Annotated in this window: 18 protein-coding genes and 1 other RNA gene; 16 read left to right on the top strand and 3 right to left on the bottom strand. The window is 45.9% G+C overall.

Translation table 11 applies throughout. From position 1 onward, the window contains the following. Positions 1 to 4: 4 nt before the first annotated feature. A complete protein-coding gene (locus HNP82_RS16060; RefSeq protein WP_183776361.1) occupies positions 5 to 829 on the bottom strand; it encodes an AraC family transcriptional regulator in 825 nt (274 codons plus the stop codon). A gap of 163 nt (positions 830 to 992) precedes the next feature. Between HNP82_RS16060 and HNP82_RS16055 the strand changes: the two genes are divergently transcribed. From HNP82_RS16055 to recR, 9 genes are all read left to right on the top strand, one after another. Next, positions 993 to 2,630, top strand: coding sequence for an ABC transporter substrate-binding protein (locus tag HNP82_RS16055; protein ID WP_183776360.1), 1,638 nt, complete (start codon positions 993 to 995; stop codon positions 2,628 to 2,630). An 18-nt stretch (positions 2,631 to 2,648) separates the two neighbouring features. After that, positions 2,649 to 4,028, top strand: a complete 1,380-nt coding sequence (locus HNP82_RS16050) for a carboxylesterase/lipase family protein (protein WP_183776359.1) — start codon at positions 2,649 to 2,651, stop codon at positions 4,026 to 4,028. Between the two features lie 198 nt (positions 4,029 to 4,226). Next, positions 4,227 to 5,204, top strand: a complete 978-nt coding sequence (locus HNP82_RS16045) for a biotin--[acetyl-CoA-carboxylase] ligase (protein ID WP_183776358.1) — start codon at positions 4,227 to 4,229, stop codon at positions 5,202 to 5,204. A 49-nt stretch (positions 5,205 to 5,253) separates the two neighbouring features. Next, the gene (locus HNP82_RS16040) at positions 5,254 to 5,808 is read left to right on the top strand and encodes a biotin transporter BioY (protein WP_243164822.1); all 555 of its coding nucleotides are present in this window, start codon (positions 5,254 to 5,256) and stop codon (positions 5,806 to 5,808) included. Between the two features lie 72 nt (positions 5,809 to 5,880). Then, an RNA gene (gene ffs / locus HNP82_RS16035) (signal recognition particle sRNA large type) lies at positions 5,881 to 6,143 on the top strand. Positions 6,144 to 6,453: 310 nt separating this feature from the next. After that, positions 6,454 to 7,530 (top strand): 6-phosphofructokinase, encoded by a 1,077-nt coding sequence (locus tag HNP82_RS16030; RefSeq protein ID WP_183776357.1) that lies wholly within the window; start codon positions 6,454 to 6,456, stop codon positions 7,528 to 7,530. Position 7,531: 1 nt separating this feature from the next. Then, on the top strand, positions 7,532 to 9,154 hold the full coding sequence (dnaX, locus tag HNP82_RS16025) for a DNA polymerase III subunit gamma/tau (protein ID WP_183776356.1): 1,623 nt from the start codon (positions 7,532 to 7,534) through the stop codon (positions 9,152 to 9,154). A gap of 38 nt (positions 9,155 to 9,192) precedes the next feature. Beyond that, positions 9,193 to 9,543: a YbaB/EbfC family nucleoid-associated protein gene (locus tag HNP82_RS16020; RefSeq protein ID WP_183776355.1), complete on the top strand. Its 351-nt coding sequence runs from the start codon at positions 9,193 to 9,195 to the stop codon at positions 9,541 to 9,543. Then, positions 9,543 to 10,139: a recombination mediator RecR gene (gene recR / locus HNP82_RS16015; protein WP_183776353.1), complete on the top strand. Its 597-nt coding sequence runs from the start codon at positions 9,543 to 9,545 to the stop codon at positions 10,137 to 10,139. Before HNP82_RS16020 ends, recR begins: the two co-directional genes overlap by 1 nt. A 55-nt stretch (positions 10,140 to 10,194) precedes the next feature. On the opposite strand, the gene HNP82_RS16010 is transcribed toward recR, so the two are convergent. Both HNP82_RS16010 and yyaC read right to left on the bottom strand, forming a co-directional pair. Then, positions 10,195 to 12,204 (bottom strand): DUF4214 domain-containing protein, encoded by a 2,010-nt coding sequence (locus HNP82_RS16010; protein ID WP_183776351.1) that lies wholly within the window; start codon positions 12,202 to 12,204, stop codon positions 10,195 to 10,197. Positions 12,205 to 12,532: 328 nt separating this feature from the next. Continuing rightward, positions 12,533 to 13,120, bottom strand: a complete 588-nt coding sequence (gene yyaC / locus HNP82_RS16005) for a spore protease YyaC (protein ID WP_183776349.1) — start codon at positions 13,118 to 13,120, stop codon at positions 12,533 to 12,535. 176 nt (positions 13,121 to 13,296) lie between these two features. Between yyaC and HNP82_RS16000 the strand changes: the two genes are divergently transcribed. The 7 genes from HNP82_RS16000 to HNP82_RS15970 all read left to right on the top strand — a co-directional run bounded on the left by HNP82_RS16000 (position 13,297) and on the right by HNP82_RS15970 (position 23,288). Further along, the gene (locus tag HNP82_RS16000; protein WP_183776347.1) at positions 13,297 to 14,769 is read left to right on the top strand and encodes a LysM peptidoglycan-binding domain-containing protein; all 1,473 of its coding nucleotides are present in this window, start codon (positions 13,297 to 13,299) and stop codon (positions 14,767 to 14,769) included. A gap of 136 nt (positions 14,770 to 14,905) precedes the next feature. Continuing rightward, complete coding sequence (locus tag HNP82_RS15995; RefSeq protein ID WP_183776345.1) at positions 14,906 to 16,108, top strand: DUF5711 family protein; 1,203 nt, start codon at positions 14,906 to 14,908, stop codon at positions 16,106 to 16,108. 34 nt (positions 16,109 to 16,142) lie between these two features. Next, positions 16,143 to 16,844 (top strand): CvpA family protein, encoded by a 702-nt coding sequence (locus HNP82_RS15990; protein ID WP_183776343.1) that lies wholly within the window; start codon positions 16,143 to 16,145, stop codon positions 16,842 to 16,844. 179 nt (positions 16,845 to 17,023) lie between these two features. After that, positions 17,024 to 18,346, top strand: coding sequence for an ABC transporter substrate-binding protein (locus HNP82_RS15985; RefSeq protein WP_183776341.1), 1,323 nt, complete (start codon positions 17,024 to 17,026; stop codon positions 18,344 to 18,346). Positions 18,347 to 18,482: 136 nt separating this feature from the next. Then, entirely contained in the window at positions 18,483 to 20,858 is a 2,376-nt protein-coding gene (locus HNP82_RS15980; protein WP_183776339.1) for a GH39 family glycosyl hydrolase, read from the top strand. Between the two features lie 202 nt (positions 20,859 to 21,060). After that, positions 21,061 to 22,407, top strand: coding sequence for a carboxylesterase/lipase family protein (locus tag HNP82_RS15975; protein ID WP_207720654.1), 1,347 nt, complete (start codon positions 21,061 to 21,063; stop codon positions 22,405 to 22,407). 38 nt (positions 22,408 to 22,445) lie between these two features. After that, positions 22,446 to 23,288 carry an MBL fold metallo-hydrolase gene (locus HNP82_RS15970; protein ID WP_183776337.1) on the top strand — a complete coding sequence of 281 codons (843 nt, stop codon included), beginning with the start codon at positions 22,446 to 22,448 and terminating at the stop codon, positions 23,286 to 23,288. Positions 23,289 to 23,594 lie beyond the last annotated feature (306 nt).

Genomic DNA, 23,594 nt, shown 5'->3' with positions numbered 1-23,594 from the left:
TAGTTTAAAACCTGTGGCTTTTCTGGCGATAACCATTAGGAGTAACCCCCAGAGCTTTTTTGAAAATCTTTCCAAAGTAACTGGGACTGGAAAAGCCGCACAGCTGTCCGATCTGAGCAGCGGTTTTTTCGGGATACTGTAAAAGAAGATTGCAGGCGTGTTCAAGGCGCAGATGAGTCAGATATCCGATAATCGTATAATTTGTAGCTTTTTTAAAGAGGGCGCACATATAATCCCGGGACAAATTGACAAGAACCGCCAGTTCGTCCAGAGAGATATTTTCGGCGTAGTGATCCTCTAAATAAGAGGTAATTTTAATGACCAGCATATTTTTTTCCGATACGGGATTAAAATGGGTTTTGGTCACGCATCGGGCAGTATCGAGAAGAAAACGATAACAGGTTTCAGACAGAGTAAGTCCTTTATTTTTCTGATCTGAGGCTTCGATATCCATGATCCGTGAAATATAACGGTCAAATAGTGTGATATCTGAAAAATAGTAGGAGCCGGATTCTGTCAGATGGAGTTGATTAAGAAGGGCCTTACTGATGCCGCCGTCAAAAGCGATACGGTGAAGTGTCCAGTCGGATGAGGTGGGATAATAGCCGTGTGCCTCCCGGGGCTGGAGAAAAAAACCCATACCTTTTCGAATAACGGAGAGCTGATGATTGACGATCAGCTCTCCGTTTCCTTTGATACAAAAAAACCACCGGTAGTGATCAGCGCCTACCGGACGGTGGATCGCTTCCTGGAGATGATTATAGTGAATATTGAGAAAATACAGAGGGAGATTTTCAATATACTCATAGGGGTGGACCTGGAAAATCATAGGAACCTCCTTTAAAGATCACGAAATTGTTATATTAATATAATGATATTTAGATTGAAGTTCTTTGTCAAGTGACTATAATTAAGAATATAAAGCAGGTACCTGACAGAGTTATCACATACCGTTTTTTACGGTTTTACAATGAGATCAGAGGAGGATATTTATGTATAAGAAATGGTTATTTTCTGCCCTTGCGACTTCATTGCTGGCGGCAGGTATCTGCGGGTGTGGTCAGTCGGAATCTCAGGAGTCGTCTGCGGCGGGGACAGACGTGTCTGAAGAAAGCCAGACAGAAGCTGCCGGAACAGAAGAAAACGGTGAGGCTTCAGATTTGGCCCAGACAGATACGGCGTCTTCACAGACAGGAGACTATAATGTGACATGGGATGATATTGAAGATGTCAATGTCTATTATTGCAGTATGGGAGCTGCCAGTACAGGCGTTCAGGCCGTGGCAGATGAGATCAATAAGATTACAGAAGAATATAATATTCACGTAAATCTGACACAGATGGATATCGGAAGTTACGAACAGCAGGTTTCCTTAATGATGTCTTCAAGTGAGCCGGTGGATCTTCTCATAACACTGCCCGGCGGGCCATGTTCTTTCAGCGCTATGACCGCCCAGGGACAGCTTATGGATATTACGGATCTGATGGAAGAATACGCGCCCAGAACCTTGGAGGGTATTGGGGATTATATGAAGGGAACTGTGGTAAACGGAGATATTTACGGCGTGACCTGTTATCAGAACTTTTCCAGCGGTATTTATATCTATATGCGCACCGATGTGCTGGAAGATCTGGGAATGCTGGAGAAAGCCCAGAACATGACGTCCTTTACAGAATTTGAAGAAATTCTCGAGGCGGTAAAAAACAGTGACCAATGGGGGCATTTGTCAGGAGTTGGATGTAAGATTTCCGCTTTACAGACAGCTTATCTGGATGCTGATAATTTTGCAGATTGTACATATGCCGATGGTCTCGGGGATACACAGTTTATGGTCGCTGTAGATCCTACCGGTGAGGATACAACGGTTAAGCTGAACTACGAAACAGAAGGCTATAAAAAGACATTTGAACGTTTTAAAAGCTGGTGTGAGAAGGGATATATGTATGAAGATGTAGGCATCAGCGCGGAGATGGCGGGAGAGCTGGTAAAATCCAATGTTGTCTTCGCTTACCTGGTTAACAGCAACAACAGCCCTACGTCTCTGGCCAGCGCCAGCGTTTCCTGCGGGACAGATATGACCGCTGTCAAGATCATGGATATGCCTATTTCTACAGCAAGTCTGACGAAATTTACATGGGCGGTGCCCACAAATTCCCAGGCTCCGGAAGCTGCTGTAACTTTTCTGGAAATGATGTTTGCCGACAGCCGTATTGCCAATCTTATGACATGGGGTATTGAAGGTGTGGATTATGAAATCGGCGAAGACGGTGTGGCACATTATATTCCGGGCAATGAAAATCCGGCATATCACGGCGCGGATTACATGGCAGTCAATAAATTCGCGGTAACGCCATGGGAAGGATCACCGGCAAACTTAAATGAGATCGAGGAGGCAACAATGGCCGCAGCGCCGATTTCACCATATCTTGGTTTTGCCTGCGACACCAGCGCGGTATCCACAGAGATTGGTATGGTTACCAATATTATTAACGAGTATGATTCTCAGGTGGGAACAGGCATGGCAGATGAGGCCATCTATAATGAATTTATTGAGAAATTAAAGAGTTCCGGCGCGGACAAGATCATTGCGGAATATCAGGCACAGCTTAATGAATGGCTGGCCCAGTAAAAAGGACAGGAGATTTTTATGGCAGCAGAGATTATAAAAACAAACAGCGGCCCGGTTCAGGGCGTTGAAGAGGGAGCGTGTGTTGTATATAAAGGGATTCCTTACGCAAAACCTCCGGTGGGCGGTCTGAGATGGAAAGCTCCCGAGAAAGCGGAACCGTGGACAGAGGTTTTAAAAGCGGATCATTTTGGCAATCAGAGTGCGCAGCGGGACTGGTCCAACGCCCCGGAGACGCCGATGACCCGGGAATTTCATCAGGACCCGGTCAGCAATAATCCCGCTTCTGAAAATGGCCTGTTTTTAAACATATGGACGCCCAAAGAGAAATCAGAGACTCTGATGCCGGTTGCCTTTTATATTCATGGCGGCGCATTTATGGGCGGCTGTGGCCACGAAATCACTTTTCGGACAGAGGCGTATGCCAAAAAAGGTGTTATCCTTGTGACCATTAACTACAGGCTGGGAATTTACGGTTTTCTTGCACATCCCTGGCTTGAAAAAGAGGACAGCCGCGCCTGCGGCAACTACGGGATTCTTGACCAGATCACAGCCCTGGAATGGGTACGGGAAAATATCCGGTTTTTTGGCGGCGATCCGGACAATATTACGATTTTCGGCCAATCCGCCGGCTGTATGAGCGTACAGGCAATCTTGTCGATACCGTCCCAAAAGGGCAGGTTTTCCAAAGCAATTCTGCAAAGCGGTGCCAGCTATCCCGCGCTTCTTGGAAAACTGATCCCAATGGATGAGGCGTTAAAACGGGGAGGTTATGCTGTGGAAGCTGCCGGAGTCCATTCTCTTGAAGAATTTCGGGCCATTTCTGAAACGGAGATGTGCCAGATCCAGGAAAAAGTCTATGCCCGGGTAGGTGCTATGGGAGGCGGGCTGGCGTTCTCCCCTGTGGAAAATCATGTTTTATTTCCCGGTTCGGAAGACCAGCTTGTGGAAGAAGGCCGGATTGCCGATGTTCCCATGATAATCGGGACAACAAAAAATGATATGACGGTAACTTTGGATGAGGTTTTAGCAAGGGACAGCCGCTTTCAGGCAGGCTGCCGGCGCTGGGCCTTGAAAATGGAAGAAAATCACCACAGTCCATGTTATGTTTATTATTTTACAAGGGATTTGCCGGGAGATAACGCCCAGGCGTTTCACAGCAGCGAACTGTGGTATATGTTTGGAACTCTTGGAAAATGTTGGAGACCTATGACAGAAGCAGACTATCAGTTATCTGAGACGATGGTGTCCTACTGGACGAATTTCATGAAATCGGGAAAACCCAATGGGACAGGTCTTCCTCAATGGCCGTCATACACTAGGGAGCATCCTTGCGAAATGATTCTTGATGTAAAATGCCAGGCGGTTTTTAAACCTGTAGATATGGATAAAAAAGAATAGCCTTTTAAATATAGCAGTGATCATCAGATTGCTGCTATATTTTTTTGCGTGTCCGGCGGCGCACATTTTAAGGAAGTGAAAGTTTCTGGCCTGCCGGTTTCTTATATCTGAAAGATTTTGTCTATTGTCAACTTCAAGTGCATTATTGGTTGACAATCTTTGGGTTCCATGTTATCCTCATTACCAGAGGTGAAAAAATTGACGACGAAAGAAAAACTTCTTGCTCTATTTGAGGAACATAAAGGAATTTATTTTTCCGGGGAGGAGCTGGCGGATAAGCTGGCTCTTTCCAGGACTGCAGTCTGGAAAGGGGTGAACGCTCTGCGAAGCGAAGGCTATGTTATTGACGCTGTGCCAAACAGAGGCTACTGTCTTTCAGAGGACACGGATATTCTTTCAGCCCAGGGCATCCAAAAATATCTTAATGAAGCCTGCAGTTCTATCCAACTGAATGTGCTTCCGGAGGTGACGTCCACCAACTCCTGGCTGCGGGAGAAGGCCAACGGGGGCGCCAGGGAAGGCTGTACAGTGATCTCAGGCAGGCAGACCGCCGGAAGAGGCCGGCTGGGGCGCAGCTTTTACTCGCCGGAAAATACAGGGATTTATATGAGTATTCTCCTTCGTCCGGAGGGGATTACGCCGGATCGGGCGGTGAAGATTACCACTATGGCTGCGGCGGCAGCCTGTGAGGCTGTCCGGGAGGTTTCCGGACGGCCTGCGGGTATTAAATGGGTCAATGATATTTTTATTGACGGAAAAAAGGTCTGTGGGATCTTAACAGAAGCGTCCCTCGGCATGGAGAATAACAGCCTGGAATATGCGGTTCTTGGCATAGGCATAAACGCCTACGCCCCACAGGGCGGGTTCCCTGATGAAATCTCCCGGATTGCGGGATCGGTTTTCACAGAACGGCAAAAAGATGGGAAAAATGCTCTCGCCGCAGCATTTCTCAATCATTTTATGAATTATTATATATCTAAAGATCACAGCGTCTATGTAAACAAATACCGGGACATGAGTCTGGCCATCGGAAAAGAAATCAATGTTATCTCGCCGGAGGGACAAAAGAAGGCACGCGCCCTGGACGTGGATGATGAATGCCGCCTTGTAGTTGAGTATGCGGATGGACAGAAAGACTGCCTGTCTTCCGGGGAGATCAGCATTCGCCTGATTTAAGAAAAATGACGGAATAAGGGGGATAAGTCCCGTGACAGGAGGAAACGTTTTGAAGAAAACAAAAACGACAGAGATGATTTTGTGCGCCATGTTTGTGGCCCTCATTGCGGTGGGGGCTTTTATAACCATACCTATACCTATGCTGCCGATTACAATGCAGAACATGTTTACAATGCTGGCAGGGCTGCTCCTGGGAGGCAAAATAGGCGGCCTGTCCGTGTGTATTTACATTTTGCTGGGACTTATCGGACTGCCGATTTTTACCCAGGGCGGCGGCATCGGCTATGTTTTTCAGCCAAGTTTCGGGTATCTCATCGGGTTTGCGGCCGGCGCTTTTGTGACCGGAACTATTGCCCACAAAAAAAGTAATCCCGGATACCGGCGCATTCTTGGGGCCAATTTTGCCGGACTTGCCGTGATCTATACTGTGGGAATGGCCTACTATTATGTGATCCGAAATTTTTATCTTGGAAATCCTATAGGGCTTCAGGCATTGTTTATCTACTGCTTTCTGGCGACAATCCCTGGAGATATTGTGAAATGTATCGTTGGGGCATTTCTTGGAAAGCGGCTGATTCCACTAATAAAGAAAGGAAGGGTTTGACCCTTGACAACACTCCTCAAAACCGCTATACTGATTAAGCACTGATAAAGTGGTAAAGATGTCAAAAAGCTTCCGTGCAGCCGGGGAGATAGCGGTGCCCTGTACCTGCAATCCGCTACAGCAGGGGTGATGTCTTTGCCGAGGATCATCATCTGTAGAGCAGCCCTGTATAAGTGGCGTTGACGCCTGGGTCTCGCGCAACAGAAACCTGTGAACCGTGTCAGGTCAGGAATGGAGCAGCACTAAGCAGGACCTTTTGTGTGCCGCGAGGGCGCCTGGGCCGAGTTAACTGTACAGGTAACGTCTATGGGTGTGATTCGAAGCAGGACGCACGGATTTAAAATAATAAATAAGAATTTTCAGAATACGCCTTATTCAATGTTATTTGGGAATAAGGCGTTCTTTATTACCGGAGGCATCCCCCGCGTTCATACCGTCTGCCCGTCCGATGTCCAAGCGTCATTGCGCACAAGCGCACTCTGACGCTTGGCCGCCGTCCGGGGCTTTCATTGTAAAATCAGGATTGAAATCGGGGGCTTTTTACTATATGATTAGAGATAGAGTAAGTATAAAGAAGCCGGCGTGACGCCGGTACAGTTTTGGCATCGGTTATGAATCGAGGGTCAGTGAAAGGATGGGATTAAGATGAGAAAAGTTGGTATGCTTACAAGCGGCGGAGACTGTCAGGCATTAAATGCCACAATGCGGGGTGTGGCAAAGACTTTATACAATTATTATAATGACGAAGTGCAGATTTTTGGCTTTGAAGAAGGATACAGGGGCCTGATGTACAACGATTATGTGTTGATGAAGCCGTCGGATTTTTCGGGAATCCTGACAAAAGGCGGAACCATTCTCGGATCATCCCGTCAGCCTTTTAAGTTAATGCGTGTTCCCGGAGAGAATGGTTTTGATAAAGTTGAAGCCATGAAAAAGACTTACCAGAATTTGAAGCTGGACTGCCTTGTTATTTTAGGCGGCAATGGAACTCAGAAAACAGCAAATCTGCTGAGTGAGGAAGGCTTAAATATTGTATCCCTTCCCAAAACCATTGACAATGATATTTATGGCACAGATATGACGTTTGGTTTTCAGAGCGCTGTGGATATTGCGACCAACGCTATTGATTGTATTCATACGACAGCCTACTCTCACGGGCGTGTTTTTGTTGTAGAACTTATGGGACATAAAGTGGGCTGGCTGACCCTTCATGCCGGTATTGCCGGAGGGGCGGATATTATTCTGCTTCCGGAGATCCCTTACGATATTGACCATGTGCTGGCGGCGATCAAACGGAGAAATAAGTTAGGCAAACGGTTCTCTATTCTTGCTGTGGCTGAGGGCGCGATTTCAAAGGCGGACGCAAAATTGAGTAAAAAAGAGTATGCCAAGAAAAAAGCGGCAAGTCCGTTCCCATCTGTATCCTATGAGATCGGCAAGCAGATCGGGGACGCGCTCGGACAGGAAGTGCGCATTGTTGTTCCCGGACATACTCAGAGAGGAGGAAGTCCGGATTCCTATGACCGTGTTGTTTCCTCCCGCCTTGGCGCAGCGGCGGCACGCCTGATCATTGAGGAAAAATACGGATATATGGTCGCTTTTAAGGGGGATTCTATTGTGCCGGTGGCTCTTAAAGATGTGGCTGGAAAGCTGAAAACTGTCGATCCAAACTCTGAGATCATCCGCCAGGCTAAGGATCTCGGCATCTGTTTTGGTGACTGATATGTCTTATCAGGCCCTTTATAGAAAGTGGCGTCCTTCAGAATTTGATGAGGTGAAAGGACAGGACCACATTGTTACAACATTAAGGAACCAGATCAAAGCGGATCGTATCGGCCATGCCTACCTGTTTTGTGGAACCCGGGGCACGGGCAAGACCACCGTGGCAAAAATTTTTGCCAAAGCGGTCAATTGCCTTCATCCGGTGGACGGGAGTCCATGCAATGAATGTGAGATGTGTAAGGCTATTAACGCCCAGACGTCCATGAATGTTATTGAGATCGACGCGGCCTCCAATAACGGTGTGGACAATATTCGTGAGATTCGGGATGAGGTGACCTATTCTCCCACGGAAGGCAAATATAAAGTTTACATTATCGACGAGGTGCATATGCTGTCTATCGGCGCGTTTAACGCCCTGTTAAAAACTCTGGAAGAACCGCCCTCCTACGTGATCTTTATATTGGCGACAACCGAAGCGGCAAAAATTCCTATCACGATTTTGTCCCGGTGTCAGAGATATGATTTTAAGCGTATTACTATAGATACCATCGCGGGGCGTCTGACAGAGCTGATCGGCCGGGAAAACCTGGATGTGGAAGACAAGGCAGTGCGCTATATCGCCCGGGCGGCGGATGGCTCTATGCGCGATGCTTTAAGCCTTTTAGACCAGTGCGTTGCCTTCTATCTGGGACAGCGGCTGACCTACGATAACGTGCTGGATGTACTGGGCGCTGTGGATACGTCGGTGTTCAGCAGGCTTTTGCGCTGTATTGACGCTGGCCGATTTACAGAGGCCGTCCGGCTTCTGGAGGAAGTGGTGATCCAGGGCCGGGAGCTGACTCAATTTGTCACAGATTTTATCTGGTACCTGAGAAATCTTCTCCTTGTCCAGGGGTCCGGCGATCTTGAGGATATTCTGGATATTTCCTCGGAAAATCTGGCGGCCTTGCAGGAGGAGGCTCAAAAGATTGATAATGGGCGGGTCATGCGGTACATCCGTGTTTTTTCTGAATTGTCGGGGCAGATCCGCTATTCCAGCCAGAAGAGAGTTCTGATTGAAGTGGCCCTTGTGCGCCTTTGTCAGCCTTCCATGGAAGGCAGAGACGCCTCGCTGGAGAATCAGCTTGCAGCGCTGTCAGAACGGCTGGAAAACTTAGAGCGCCATATGGCCCAGGGAACTTTTATGGCCGGAAGTCCAGGCAGCGGCGGGGTGGCGCAGGATTATAGTTTAGACCCGTCTTTGCCGGACCGCGGCATTCAGACTGAGGAAAACGCCGGAAAAACGCTGGATGCGGCGCCTGAAGACTTAAAGGCGGTGATTGGCCAGTGGGGGCGGATCATATCCGACGTCCCTGTAAGTATGGGGATCATGCTTAAAAACGCCCAGGTGGCCGCCGGAAAGGATAACACCCTTGTTCTGGGATTTAATGAATCTATGAACAAAGCCTATTTTGACCAGGAAGAACACAGAGCGGCTTTAGAAAAGGTCATCGAGAGCCGTGTTGGAAAGCATGTACAGGTTGTTTCAACACTGATCCGGGAGCAGGAAAAACAGGAAAATGATTTTTTTATTCCGTCAAAAGTTAATCTTTCAGGTGTTGACTTTACTTTTGAAGATGAGTAGAATAATTTTACGCAATAGTTCAGAAAGGTGGATATAATATGGCAAAACGTGGAGGATTTCCGGGCGGAATGCCGGGAAACATGAATAATCTTATGAAACAGGCTCAGAGAATGCAGCGTCAGATGGAAGAAGCGACGAAAGAGCTTGAGGAAAAGGAAGTTGAAGCTTCATCCGGCGGCGGAGCGGTTACTGTCCGTGTATCCGGCAAGAAAGAAGTCGTTTCTGTAAAGCTGTCCCCGGAGGTCGTTGATCCAGATGATATTGAGATGCTTGAAGATCTTATTGTGGCTGCCACAAACGAGGCATTCCGCAAGATCGAGGAACTTTCCCAGGAATCCATGGCTAAGATCACCGGCGGACTTGGCGGATTTGGGGGCTTTGGATTATAATGAATCTTTACAGCGGGCAGATCAGTCATTTGATCGAAGAATTATCGAAGCTGCCTGGAATTGGTGCAAAGTCAGCCGGAAGGCTGGCTTTTCATATCATGAATATGCCGGTGGATCAGGTGGAAAGCCTGTCGAAAGCCATCATTGATGCCCGGACCAACGTGCGCTACTGTAAGTGCTGCTGCAATCTGTCGGATCAGGATATCTGTCCTATCTGCGCCGATGAGACCAGGGATAAAAAGACAATCATGGTGGTAGAGACGCCCAGGGATCTGGCGGCTTATGAAAAGACCCAGAAATACCATGGCGTTTACCATGTCCTGCACGGAGCCATATCTCCTATGCTTGGCATCGGACCGGCAGATATCCGCTTAAAGGAGCTGATGCACCGCCTTCAGGGGGATGTGGATGAGGTGATTATTGCTACCAACTCCAGTCTGGAAGGGGAGACGACGGCAATGTATATCAGCAAGCTGATTAAGCCGGCGGGAATTAAAGTCACCCGTATCGCCAGCGGCGTGCCTGTGGGCGGTGACCTGGAATATATTGATGAGGTTACTCTGTCCAGAGCCCTGGATGGGCGAACAGAATTATAAAGAAAAAACAGGGCCTTAGACACAGCGGTTTGTGTCTGAGGTCCTGTTCTTTTTATCAGGAAATGCCGTAACTGGCGCAAATGCCGTGAAATTCAGCGGAGTCCGCAAAACCGTTAAAAACATGTTCCCGGCTCTGGCCGCTTCTGAGAACATCAATCCAGGCGTTTAATCCGGCTCCGTCTGCCTCTCTGTCCATAAATACCCGGTACATGGTCTTTACAAATTCTTCATCAGACAGATTTTTATCTTTAAATTCATTTGAGAAAACAAAACCATAGGCAGCCTGCTTGGCCGTGTTTGCGCCGCTTAAAATTTGGCTGCACCAGGCGTTTAACCCTGACTCATCGGCTTCGCGTCCCAGGCAGAGACGATAACAGCGGACAAGGAATTTAGTAACGCCTTCGTTTTGATCCATAGGTGCTGTGAGCGTGGCATTGCCGCGGACAATGCCATAGCTGGCACATATCCGGGAAAATTCATCGGATTCGGCAAAACCTTTAAACACATGCATTCGTGAGAGGCCGTCATCGAGAACTTTGAGCCAGGCGTTTAACCCTGCGCCGTCAGGCTCCCGGTCAAAAAATGTGCGGTAAAGGATGGTCAGATACTCTGTGTTGCTTAGGGATCTGGCTTTAAATTCGTTGCTGTCAATAAAGCCCTGGGCAACTTTGGCACCCTGTTCCTGCCCGCTTAAAAGAACATTGCTCCAATTGCTCAGACCTTCCGCCTCCGGGGTCCGGCCAAGGATTTCCGTATACAGGCGGGATACAAAGGCTTCCACCTGTTCTCTGGATTGGGGCGGCGCGGGCTCAGGGGTATTTCCGTTAAGCTGTACATGCTGGAAATTTCTCTGCTGTTCATTGTAGAGAACACCAATGAGCTGATCATTCTTTACTGTAAACTCTGTCATGATATACCCCGGATAAGCGGCGCTGACATCCAGCCACAGACTTTGACTGCCGGTTGCCGGATCAAAGGTATAGACGCTATCTGGGGTATTGTAATAAAATTGATTGCCCAGTTTGTGAAGATAAAGGACATTGTCCACATCGTATTCGCGGCGGGAGCTGCCGTCGATTTTTGAACTAACGATCTTGCCGCCGTCCACATAGTACCAGAAGCCGTTCTGATAGTACATCAGGGAATCTGTGCCGTCAAAACTCCAGCCATTATATCTTCCGCTGACTGTGGCCTGGGCGGGAGCATCAGCCTCCCAGCCTTCATGACCGCTGGCACGAAATTCCTCATCACTTTTCAAAAAGTTTTCGTGGTCGCCATATCCTTCATCGTAAGGATCCTCCATGTCCAGATGGATGCCCACACCTTTGTAAATGAGAGGATCATCCCATGTACAGTCTACATGAAACCATGTGCCGTCAATATTGACCATGTTCCAGCCATGGCTGATGGTAGAACTGCTGACTACGCAGCTTTCAATACCCAGTTCATTCATAAGCATGTTGAAAGCTTCAGAGTAACCCTGGCACACTGCCTTGCCGTTGACCAAAGCGCCCCAGGCAGAGTATGATTCCTCCGGAATAGTGCCAGCCTCAAAATTCTCCTCATCATAATTACATATGCGGACAATATAATCGTGAATGGCCAGAACTTTCTCAACAGTGGACATACCCGGCTCCACTGCTGCCAGGGCTTTGTTGACGGCTGTTTCAAGTGTCTGCTGATCGGCGCTGATCTTGGCGGCGTCAGGTTCATCAGTGCCATTGATAGTATAATCAGGATCGCAGGAAAAGCCTACCGTTTCAAAAATTTCATTATATCTGGTGCTGTAGCCGTCAACAAAAAAATATCTGTAATTGCTTTCGGGAATACTGTAAATAATATCAAGGATCTGTTGTCTTGCGTTTTCATCATAAGAAATCTGTAGATCAGAGATGTCTATAACGAGTTGATAATCATTTAAAGCCTCGATAAGCCGTTCTTCAATCTGCTGAAGCGTCTGTTCAGGCAGAGGACCGGCGCTCTCGGCGGCTTTGACGTTTCCTGCTGTCAGCATCAGCACGGTTATGCCCAGCAGAAAAAGTATTTGGAATTTTAGTTTTTTCATTGCTTAAATTTCCTCCCTCCTGTTTTGTAAATGGCTTTTCCACGGTAAGTTCAGTATAACATGGGAAAAAAAAGGTCTTCAATTAAAATTTAGGAGAGCTTTTTTAGTAAAAATGACAGTTGCTTTAGAAAATTTCGGATATTAGAAAATTTCGGATAAAAGGGGATGAGGCCCTGAATAAATTCAGGGCCTCATCGAGAGGGGTTATGAATGTGTATGAAAAATCTTCCTACGAGTATTAGGATAACAGGAAAATGTGAAAATTCTGTGTACAAAATGTGGCAAAAGTATTAAATCTTAATAAAAAAGTAAGGAAATCGTCCTTTTTTTAAAAGAAAGGTAAATTCCCGGCGGTTTGGTCCAGCCTATTCCTGATGGCCGAGGGGATGCATAACTTTGTGTTTAAAAAAAATAGGCTTTGACAGATATAAAGTCCGTAGCCGATCATTTGTTTTTGGGCTGAATTTCCGTACAGATCTTCAAAAACCCCTGTGATCTGAATATGCCCCACCGGAGGAAGGCGTTTGCCCAGTCCCAGGCCGGGGCGGAGCGGTCCTTTTTTCAGGGTAAGGAAACCGCTGTGTCCGGCACTGCCGATGGAAGCGTCGATGACAATAATCAGAGAACGGGGATATTTCCGGCGTATATATTTTCGCACAGTTCTGATATTTTGGGCGTGAACCGGGCGGGCCATTGTGCCGAAAACAGGATATCTGTCAGCGAGAGACAGCAGGCTTCCCACCATAGGGCCAAGGCAGTCGCCGGGAATTTTTGGCGTACCGATACATAAAAATACCGGCGGTCCCCACTTGAGCATTTTCTTGAATTTTTTCTGGCCGAGCATCCGGGATAAATGAACTGCCAGTAATTGGGATGAACTGTCGTTATTATAGTTAAACCATAAACAAGGATTCATGGAAATCTCCTCCATTGTGGGCCAATGTGACCTGTATGTTTTTATAGTATGGGCTTTTTTCACGGAAATAATCCGTACCGGACGAAATATCTGGAAAGGTTATAAGCCGGGACTGACAGCTTTTGATAAAGTATTTTTTATGTTTGTGCTATGATCGGAGCGAGGAAGGTGAGACTATGATAGAGATGAAGTATGACGAAGAGAAGAATAATCTGAAGCTGCCTAAAAACATCCGTCAGGTTGGAAAACCCGGTGAAAAAATGAAAATTTACGTTGAAGATTACGTTATTACATACATTAATCAGATAGCCCGTGAGTCCACGGATCAGCAGAGGCTGGCAGTCCTTCTGGGAAGACTTGGGAAAAATCAGGAAGATACGATCGCCTTTATTGATGGCGCGGTGGAAGCTAAGAATGTAACGGTTCAGGATGATCAGGTGATATTTACAAGCGAGATATGGACCCAGATTTATGATGAGATTGGCCAGTATTTCCACAATACGGAAGTAGTGGGCTGGTTTCTCACAAGGCCGGGGAAATCTTTGGGGATTAATGAGAAAATAACAAAAATGCATGTGGATAACTTTCCTGGCGTGGATAAGGCTCTGTTGATTATCGACCCGCTGGATCACGATGAGGCATTTTATATTTATGATCAGGGAAAACTGGTGCGTCAGGAGGGTTACTATATTTACTATGAGCGCAATGAAGATATGCAGAATTATATGGTGGACCATAAGACCTCTGAAAGTTCAGAATCAGGGGAGAACAACATATTTTTGCGGAAGAGGGAGGAAATCTTTGGCCGTCGTCAGTCTCAGAAGGAAAAGGACAGCGGGAAAAATTCTCTTCTCTCTAAGATTGGAACGTTAGGACACAAAAATGCCGGGGAGACAGATCAGGGAGCAGGAGAGACAAAAGCATCCTCCGGAACGAAAGACACCGCCGGGACAAAGGATGAAAAAACATCTTCTTCGGACCTTTTCAGGGGAATGAAGCGGGCCAGCTCACTTGTAGCCACTTTTGCCATATTGTTTGCTCTGATTTTTGGCTTTACCCAGTTAAACCGGAATCAGACGACTTCTGTCAACAGCACCGCCGATGAGGGGACCATTCCTGTGGATGTAGCCCAGGGCGAACTGGAGACTGCAGAAAGTCTTGGGCAGAGCAGTGACCTGGAGGTCAACAGCGGCGCGGATGGAACGGATAACAGCGCTGTGGCGGATAATGGCATTGTGACCGATAACAATGCTGCGGCGGATAACGGTACTGTAACCAATAACAATGCTGTGGCGGATAACAGTGCAGAAGCTGACAGCGGCGCCGCGGCAGATGGAAGCGGCGCTGTGGATGTCATTGAAGATGGAGCAGCAGTTACAGGGGAAGATGGCACATCTTTGGATCTGGCTGATGGGGAAAATACTGATGATGACGTGGAGGATGTTTCGGTGGCGGATGCTTCGGGAGAATCGGAAGTAGCGGTACAAAATGTGATCCGCCAGTATGAGGTTCAGGTGGGAGATACACTAGCGGGTATCACTGAGAAATTTTATAATGACTACAGCTATATTGAAATGATCCAGGAAATGAATCAAATTGAAGACCCGGATATGATTTATCCCGGAATGATGCTCAATCTTCCGGATTAATGCTATTCAAACTAAAAAAACTGTGGTAAAATGATAACTATTCGTTACTGTCCATACAGGAATCGGCAAGAGTTTCCGGTGTGGACAGCAACGATGGGTTAAATTGTTGTAATTTCAGACCTAAAAGGATGTCGATATGAAATCTGCGAAAGAAAAGTTTGTGAAATTTAAAGCTCAGTTAAAAGAAAAGTGGAAGCATCGCAGGGAAATCTCCCCCCTGCACCGTATTTATTATATTGGAATTGCGGCGGTAGTTCTTGTGCTTATTGGCGGCCTGATTCATCAGAGCCTTGCCTATGGCAATTTTACCGTACTTACCAGTATTGAAAAGACTGACAATGTGGAAGTGAATTACCAGATTATGGGTAATGGCCTGCTTCGCTACAGCAAGGATGGCGTGTCCTATTCAGAAAATCTTGAGGAGACGGTCTGGAATCAGTCTTTTGAGATGGCATCGGCCAGAGCGGTTACCCGTGGAAATTATCTGGCCATCGGAGATATTGGTTCTAATCAGATCCGGATTTTTAACGAGTCCGGTCAGGTGGGAAGTGTTGTGACCTCCTATCCCATCGTGGATATCGCTGTGGCTTCCCAGGGAGTTGTGGCGGCAATCCTTTCCGAAGGAAGTTCCAATTACATTGATCTGTACAGCAATACGGGAGAGCAGTTGGTTACGATCCGGACGAATATCAGTGATATGGGCTATCCTCTGGATTTTGCCCTGTCAGAAGACGGTGAAAAGCTGGCGGTCAGCTATTTAAACGTTCAGGACGGAACAATGTCAACCACAGTTGTATTTTATAATTTCGGAAGCGCCGGCGCCAACGAAGTGGACCATATTATGGGAACATTCCAATATGATACGATTATTCCCAAAATGGAATTTCTGGGAAACAACACGATTGCGGCCTACGGCGAAGAAGGCTTCGCCATCTTTTCCATGAATTATTATCCGGAATTAGTGAGAGAAGTAGATTTTGGCCGGGAAATCAAAAGTATTTTTGTCTCTGACAAATATATGGGATTTATTTTCAGAAACAATACAGAAAACGAAGATGGTTCAGAGTCATCGGAAGATCTTTATCATATGGAAGTTTATACAACTTCCGGACGTCTGTATATGGAAAGGGATTTTGATTTTGAATATGAGACTGTGACGAACACAGACCAGGAAATCATTATGTATAATGATACGGAATGTGTGATCTACACTTTCAGCGGCAGGGAAAAATTCAGTTATACCTTTAGTGAGCCAATTATCCGTCTGCTTCCGAAAAATACAGAGGATGAATATATCCTGATCAGCAGCAGCGCCATCCAGGAGATCCGGTTGAGATAATTCGTCATCGTCCACAGAAGAAAAGGAGCTGATTATGAATATTGTACTTATCGTAGCTGTCATTATATTAATCGCCTCGGCCCTGGCAGGCTTTGGCCGGGGGCTGGTAAAATCTGTTTTTTCGACATTTGCTCTGATTGTGGCTATTGTCCTGGCTGTACAGGTTATGCCCTACGGAACAAAACTTCTGCGCACGACACCCCTGTATACGAGTATTAATGACAGTATCCAGGCGTCTTTGGAGGATCAGTTCCAGGTAGCGGCCCAGGGCGCGGGTGAGCAGATGGAAGCCATTGATCAGATGGACAACCTTCCGGATTTTCTGAAGGATATACTAAAATCCAACAACAATGCGGAAGTGTATGAAGCCCTGGGAATCGACCAGTTTTCCGAGTATATTTCCAACTATATTACCTGTCTGATCCTCAATGCCATCTCTCTCATCGTGTGTTTTTTGGTGATCTACATTATTTTGAGGATCATAGGATGTATGCTGGATATGCTCAGCCGTATCCCTGTTATTAATGGCCTTAATAAAATCGGAGGCTTTATATTCGGGTTGTTCAATGGCGCGATTTATTTGTGGCTGGCCTGTATTATCGTTACGATCTTTTCCACAACCCAGTGGGGACAGTATATTTTTCAGCAGATCAATGACAGTGTGATTTTGAGTTTCATCTATAATAATAATTATCTTTTAGAGCTTATGGCCAATATGGGGAAAGTGTTGTTTTAAATAAGCAAGGCTGTAAGGACAAGAAAAAACTAAAAATATTGCATGATTTTGCCTGTATGTGGGAGCTTATAAAAAGCTGCTATCAGACAGGCATTTTTTTGCTAAAAACAAGACAGAAAATCAGTAAAAAGCCTTTTATAATAAGACCATCAATAAATTTTAAATGGAGGAGATATCGGATGAGATTGAAAAGAACTTTGGGGATTTTGCTGGTTTCCTGTCTGACCCTGACGGCCTGTGGCAATTCAGAGCCCGCGCAAAATAACAATCCGGCCCAGGACAGCGGCTCGCAGGCCGGAAGTTCGGAAAGTGCTGCGGAAAATACCGGAAGCGCGGCGGACAGTTCATCGGCTGAAGGGACAACATCTGTTGATGGAAGCGCGGCGGCAGGCGGTGTACCTGTGGACTGGGATGAAGATCCTGCGGAAGTGACATGGATGCTGTGGAATGTCGGCGGCACATTTTCTCAGGAAGGGCTTCAGGCTGTTGAGGATGCGGTTAATGAAATTACTTTGGAAAAGATTAATGTGCATGTTAATCTGGAAATGCTGGAAATGGGCACATATATGTCCCAGATGCCTATGCAGATCGGAGCTGGAGATAAAATTGATCTGATCACCACTTTTCCGGCAGGTTCCGGTTCATTCAGCAATATGGTGACTTCGGGCCAGCTTTTGCCTTTGGATGAGCTTTTGGCGGATTATGCCCCGGAAACTTATGAGCTTGTATCCGGGAATATTTTGGACGCAACGACCGTCAATGGAACTGTTTATGCGGTGCCGGTGTATACAGATTATACCAATGACGGATACTGGATCTGTCGTGAAGCTTATCTGACAGAAGCTGGATTTACGGCGGAGGACATCCAGAGCGTGGAGGATATTACAGAAGCTTTTGAGGCTATCTACGCTCTACATCCTGATATGAAGATGGTCAGCTCAGGGTCCAATTCCCTTATCAGCCAGCCGTTGATCAACGGTACAGATTATGACACTCTGGGAACTGATCTGCTGGCGGTTATGGTTGATGAGGATGCCACAAAGGTTGTCAGCCTGTATGAAAGCGATGCCTACAAAGAGAGCTATGCTATTTTAAGAGACTGGTATGAAAAAGGATATATTGATAAAGATATTATGATCCGGGAGGATGACCCGCTGTCGGATGCTACAGTTGTTTCCGGATTTCTTGGAGGAAACCGGGCGAGGACGACCGGCTCTGAGGAACTGGCCGGCGAGCCTCTTGTTTCCGTAAAGGTCAGCGAGGGCTGTGTATCGACTTTTTCAGTGGCCATTATGACTATGGGTATTCCAGTCAGCGCCACAGAACCGGAGGCGGCAGCCCTTTCCAATGTATTTAATGAATATAAAGCCCAGATTTCCTGCGGTATGGCGGATCAGAAAACTATTGATGAATTTATTGAAAAGCTTTATGACAATGGTTTCCAGACATACATTGATGAGGCCCAGCGGCAGTTAGACGAGTGGCTTGCGTCCCAAAATTAAGGGAAGTTCATACAAGGCAATGCTCTTTGAGTATTTCGGAGGGCGTTGCCTTTTTCTGTTTCCGGAAACTTGTTGTGGGCGGTTCTGATGGTGTGGTATCATAACATCATATCATATGATAAAGGGGGATGGGTCTATGGATATACATCATAAGCAGGAATTTGAAATTTGTTTTAAAAAGGGCATGGCGGAGCGGGAGCATATGCACCAGAATGTAGAGCTGATCTATGTAATGGAAGGGTGTATACGCGTATATGTCCTGGGAAAATGCTTTGATCTTAAAAGTGATGACACCATTGTTATTAACAGCAATCACCGTCATTCCTGGGCGGAGCTTGAGCCTTCCCATCTGTGTGTGATCCACTTTGATTATTCCATGCTGCTGGATAATATGGATAAAAAGCTTATATTTTTTTACTGCAACAGTGCTGTGGAGAACAGTGATTATTATGACGGCATACGTTCGATCATGGAAGACCTTCTCAGTGAATGCGCTGTCAACACAGATATGATGACTTTTCAGAAAAAAAGTATTCTTTACCGCCTTACCCATTATCTGACCAGTTACTTTATGTCGGATTCTGTATCCGGTTCCGACAGTGAAAAAGATTTCCGGATTGAGAAAATGATCCAATATATTAATGCCAATTATAATCGCCCCATCCCGCTGTCAGAACTTGCGGCTCTCTTACATATGGCGCCCACATCTTTTTCCCGCTTTTTTAAAAAAAGTGTGGGCCTCTTCTTTGTAGAGTATATAAATAACGTGAGGCTTCATTTTGCTATGGAGGACGTTTTATATACGGATCATTCCGTCGTCTGGATTGCCAGCACCCACGGCTTTACAAACGCATCCGCTTTTTGCCGGAGGTTTAAAGCTCTTTATGGTATGCCTCCGCTGGCTTTCAGAAAGAAAAAAAGTCAGATTGGAGAATTAACGCAAGCCGATGAAAATGATCAGGAGTTCTTAAAAAAGTATCTCAGACGCAATGAGAGCGGTATCTGGAAATCCGGGAGAGCGCAGTGTGTATCCTTCTGCGTATCCGTGAAAAACGGAAGTTTATGGCGTATTCCATGGAACAAAAGTATCTGCCTTGGCGTCGCCAGTGAGCTTGAGAGTGGCCGGATGCAGGAGCAGATTGCCGAGGCTAAAAAAGATCTTCAATTTACCTGCGGCAGGCTCCTTGGGCTTTTTGATGAGAAAATGAATTATCGGGAAAACCATGCCGCAGGTATTTCCAACTATGCTCACATCGACAATGTTTTGGATTTTCTTGTATCTCAGAAAATTCATCCGGTCATCAGTCTGGATAATAAACCACGGTCGGTGATGAAAGGAATTAATACCTTTGTCTATGAGAAAAAATCAGAGATGATTTTTAAAAGCTTAACAGAATGTGTAGGTATCCTTGACGATTTTTTGGAACACATTGTCCACCGTTATGGAATGGGGGAAGTACAGGAGTGGCAGTTTGACTGCTGGTGGGATGAGTTTTGTGAAAATACTATGGGGATTCCCGGAGATTTCCCCGATATATTTTCGGCTATCTATAAAACTGTGAAACGCCGTATTCCCGGCGCTTTGGTGGGAGGCTGCGGTCTCAGTCCCGCTATCAGCAAAGATAAGTTTTTCTCGCTTTTGCAGAGATGGGTGCTTCAGGAGATGACGCCTGATTTTATTTCTATAAATCTTTTTCCCTATTCAAGAGTTGACGTGTCAAAAAAACTGGAAGGGAAGCGTAGACATACGGCCGATGAGTTTTTTGTGAGTGAAATCCGTCTCTGCCGTAATATGTTAAGCTCTGTAGGATGGGAGAATGTCCCCCTGTACATTTCAGAATGGAATATGAGCATGTCGCAGAGGAATCTTTTCAATGATACCTGTGGAAAGGCGGCGCTGATGGCCCGGCTCATGGGGCATATTGGAGACTCTGTGGATTTTGCCGCCTATCTTTGGCTGAGTGATTATACGGGGATTTACACAGATACACGAAAGCTTTTAGCGGGCGGCATGGGTCTGCTGACGGCAGACGGAGTACCAAAACCGGCATATTACGCGATAAAGTTTATGGGGCTTTTGGGAAATGTTCTGATCCACAGAGAAAAATATGATATAGTGACTGCTGTCGGAGAATATGAATACCGCATTTTGTGTTTTAACCCAAAGGATCTGAGTTATAAATATTATACATTGGAAGAGAATGTAATCTCCAGGCAGGAGGATATTTTTGAAAATCAGGATCTTTTGGAAATAAATCTGACCCTGGAGGATGTTTTGGATGGAGAGTGGAACGTTAAGGAATATCGAATGGCTCCGTGGCGCAACAGTGTTTTTGAGGCGTGGCAGGAAATGGGATCGCCGGATGACCTGTCCCCGGAAGATATTTGTTATTTAAAGCGTGTATGTCTGCCTTCTGTGAAATATAGCCATATTATAGCGCAAAAGGGAAAGCTGGTTCTTCAGCAGTCCCTGAGGGCACAGGAAATAAAATTAATACGCATTTATCGGTAGAAAGAAGAGCTAATATCTGACAATAAATATAGTCAGATATTAGCTTTTTTGGCGAGGGATAGGAATCAGGCTTTGAATGAGCAATATTCAAGATAAAAAGATGGATGTCCAGAGGTGATGAATCGTTTAAAATAATAGTCGAAGTCAGATAAATACGCGGGTATGTCCCATGGCTTTCTGCCCGCGGAAATAAAGCAGAGAAATGGAGGCGGATTTTATTAAAACGATCGAGGTTGTTACAAAAAAGGGAAGAATTTTGGGAGAAGATACCGGCATTTATCAGGTTTTCAGAAGTATTGCTTATGCCAGGGCTCCCGTGGGCGAACTGCGTTGGAAGCGGCCGCAGCCTGTGGAACCCTGGGAGGGGATTTACGACGCTACCCTGTTTAAGACGCGGTGCCCGCAGCGCCTTCCCCAGGAGTATGCTCCGCCGGAAGACCTGTACAACAAAGAATTTTATAATAACTATGATTTTATCCCTGTGCGCAGTGAAAATTCTTTACACTTAAATATATGGACGCCGGATTGCCGTGAAAAGAAAAAATATCCGGTGGCTGTATGGATTCATGGCGGCGGCTTTGGCGGCGGTTTTGGATTTGAAAAAGAATTTGACGGCGCGGCTTACTGCCAAAGAGATGTGATTTTGGTGACCATCAATTATCGGTTAGGCATTTTTGGATTTTTTGTGCATCCATGGCTGTGTGAAGAAGATGAATATGGTACCTGTGGAAATTATGGAATTTATGATCAGATTGCGGCGCTGGATTGGGTTTATGAAAATATTGAAGATTTTGGCGGTGATCCGGAAAATATAACCGTTTTTGGACAATCCGCCGGAGGCGCCAGTGTGAGAACCCTCGTCTCCTCATCCTTGACCGGCAATAAGATCAAAAAGGCGATCATTCAGAGCGGTATATTTCCATCCGGAGGGATTGACTGCTCAAAGCCGGAGGATGTTATGAGATTTGGCATTGAGTTTGCAGAGCGCGCCGGGGCCCGGTCGCTGAGAGAATTAAGGTCGATGCCCTGGGAAAAACTGCTGGATATTTACTGGTCTTATTGTCTGGAAAAACCTCAGGAGCGTATGGGATGGTGTCATCCGGTTGTTGACGGTATTCTGCTGAAAGATACTCTCGAAGAACTTATGAAGCATGGGCTGGTCAAAGATATCCCTTATATAGTAGGTTCCAACGCAGATGACCTTGTTGAAATTTCCGGTTCTAAAAACGGTGAAAATATGTTTTATGACGGCTGTATCCGATGGTGTGAACAGCGGGAGAAAAACAGTAATTATCCGGCGTATCTTTATTACTTTACGAGGCGTCTTCCGGGAAGTGATGACGGAGCCTTTCACTCTGCAGAGTTGTGGTACACCTTCGGCACATTAGGGCGCTGTTGGCGGCCTATGGAGGAACATGATTTTGCCCTGAGCGGGCAAATGCTGGATTATTGGACTAATTTTATGAAATACGGCAATCCGAACGGATCCTCTGATGGAGTGTGGCAGGCTTATACAAAAGAGCGTCCTTATATACAGGACTTCCATTAGAAAGGGATTTTATTTTTCCAAAAGGGGTGAGATTATAAATGTACTTCAATTATAAAAAAATTTTACCGGATGTATATTCCATTACAGATATTGCAGGTACAAACTGTTTTTTGATTCTTGGAAAGAAAAAGGCGGCTCTGATTGATACGGGGATTGGTCTGGGAAGTTTAAAATCCTGTGTACAAGAAATTACAGATCTGCCCCTGATAGTCATAGGTACGCATGGGCATCTGGATCATCTGGGCGGAGCAGGAGAGTTTGATCAGGTATACCTGAATCCGCTGGACTTTACTCTGGCCTGCGGGATCAATGCCAGGAGCCGGTATGATTACGCTAAAGCCAATTATGAAATAATAAATCCGCAAAAGAAATGGACATTTGAGATGTCCGATTTTCAGAGGGTAAAAACATCAGGATATGTACCATTAAATGGCAGAGAGATTTTTGACCTGGGCGGTATAACATTAAGACTGCTGCCTATGCCCGGTCATACTCAGGGGTCGGAGACTATACTGCTGGAGGAAGCGCGGACAGTTATTTTTGGCGATGCCTGCAACCCAGGAGTATTCCTTTTTGGCGATGAATCATCTCCTGTAGAAGTATATATGCACACACTGGAAACTTATAAGAGGGACTATGAAAGCCTGTATGATAAAGTGATGCTCTCCCATGGCGGGCCATTTATTGATAAATCAATTCTGGATGTGATTATTGATATATGTAAAGAAATTATAGCAGGCGCCGATGAGCATATACCTGATATAATTTTTGGCCAAAAGGCATGCAGCGCGAAAAGAATAGGGGCGTTTGGAAAAAGACTTGATGGAAAAATCGGGAATATCTTATATAACCCGGATAAAATTAAAGTACAGATAAATTAATAACTAAACTGTTTAGCAGAGAACTTTTGCACAGAAGTTACCTCCTTTCTTCTGCGCAGAAGTTCTTTTGCTGTTGAAAACTTGTGCCGTATTTTTATTAAACCAGCCGCATGGCTGAATAGTTACAAAAAAATTGTAAAAAGGTATTGACATATATGAAATTAGATGATAATATATGGAAGCTGTCTGCGAGAGCAGAACAGAAAAAAGGTCTTCTGAAAAAGAAGATGAAAAAAATAGAAAAAAGTGCTTGACAAACATTGGAAAGTATGATAATCTATTGAAGCTGCTTGAGAGAGCAGTTGT

Source organism: Catenibacillus scindens (assembly GCF_014202115.1).
Classification (GTDB): domain Bacteria; phylum Bacillota; class Clostridia; order Lachnospirales; family Lachnospiraceae; genus Catenibacillus; species Catenibacillus scindens.
The sequence above is the reverse complement of the archived record's forward strand: the minus strand, read 5'-3'. Positions and strand labels throughout refer to the sequence as shown.

Bases quoted from the DNA above. Each gene is read 5' to 3' on its own strand.
- HNP82_RS16060 (WP_183776361.1), bottom strand. From the start codon at position 829: ATGATTTTCCAGGTCCACCCCTATGAGTATATTGAAAATCTCCCTCTG.
- HNP82_RS16055 (WP_183776360.1), top strand. From the start codon at position 993: ATGTATAAGAAATGGTTATTTTCTGCCCTTGCGACTTCATTGCTGGCG.
- HNP82_RS16050 (WP_183776359.1), top strand. From the start codon at position 2,649: ATGGCAGCAGAGATTATAAAAACAAACAGCGGCCCGGTTCAGGGCGTT.
- HNP82_RS16030 (WP_183776357.1), top strand. From the start codon at position 6,454: ATGAGAAAAGTTGGTATGCTTACAAGCGGCGGAGACTGTCAGGCATTA.
- dnaX (WP_183776356.1), top strand. From the start codon at position 7,532: ATGTCTTATCAGGCCCTTTATAGAAAGTGGCGTCCTTCAGAATTTGAT.
- HNP82_RS16020 (WP_183776355.1), top strand. From the start codon at position 9,193: ATGGCAAAACGTGGAGGATTTCCGGGCGGAATGCCGGGAAACATGAAT.
- recR (WP_183776353.1), top strand. From the start codon at position 9,543: ATGAATCTTTACAGCGGGCAGATCAGTCATTTGATCGAAGAATTATCG.
- HNP82_RS16010 (WP_183776351.1), bottom strand. From the start codon at position 12,204: ATGAAAAAACTAAAATTCCAAATACTTTTTCTGCTGGGCATAACCGTG.
- yyaC (WP_183776349.1), bottom strand. From the start codon at position 13,120: ATGAATCCTTGTTTATGGTTTAACTATAATAACGACAGTTCATCCCAA.
- HNP82_RS16000 (WP_183776347.1), top strand. From the start codon at position 13,297: ATGATAGAGATGAAGTATGACGAAGAGAAGAATAATCTGAAGCTGCCT.
- HNP82_RS15995 (WP_183776345.1), top strand. From the start codon at position 14,906: ATGAAATCTGCGAAAGAAAAGTTTGTGAAATTTAAAGCTCAGTTAAAA.
- HNP82_RS15990 (WP_183776343.1), top strand. From the start codon at position 16,143: ATGAATATTGTACTTATCGTAGCTGTCATTATATTAATCGCCTCGGCC.
- HNP82_RS15985 (WP_183776341.1), top strand. From the start codon at position 17,024: ATGAGATTGAAAAGAACTTTGGGGATTTTGCTGGTTTCCTGTCTGACC.
- HNP82_RS15980 (WP_183776339.1), top strand. From the start codon at position 18,483: ATGGATATACATCATAAGCAGGAATTTGAAATTTGTTTTAAAAAGGGC.
- HNP82_RS15975 (WP_207720654.1), top strand. From the start codon at position 21,061: ATGGAGGCGGATTTTATTAAAACGATCGAGGTTGTTACAAAAAAGGGA.
- HNP82_RS15970 (WP_183776337.1), top strand. From the start codon at position 22,446: ATGTACTTCAATTATAAAAAAATTTTACCGGATGTATATTCCATTACA.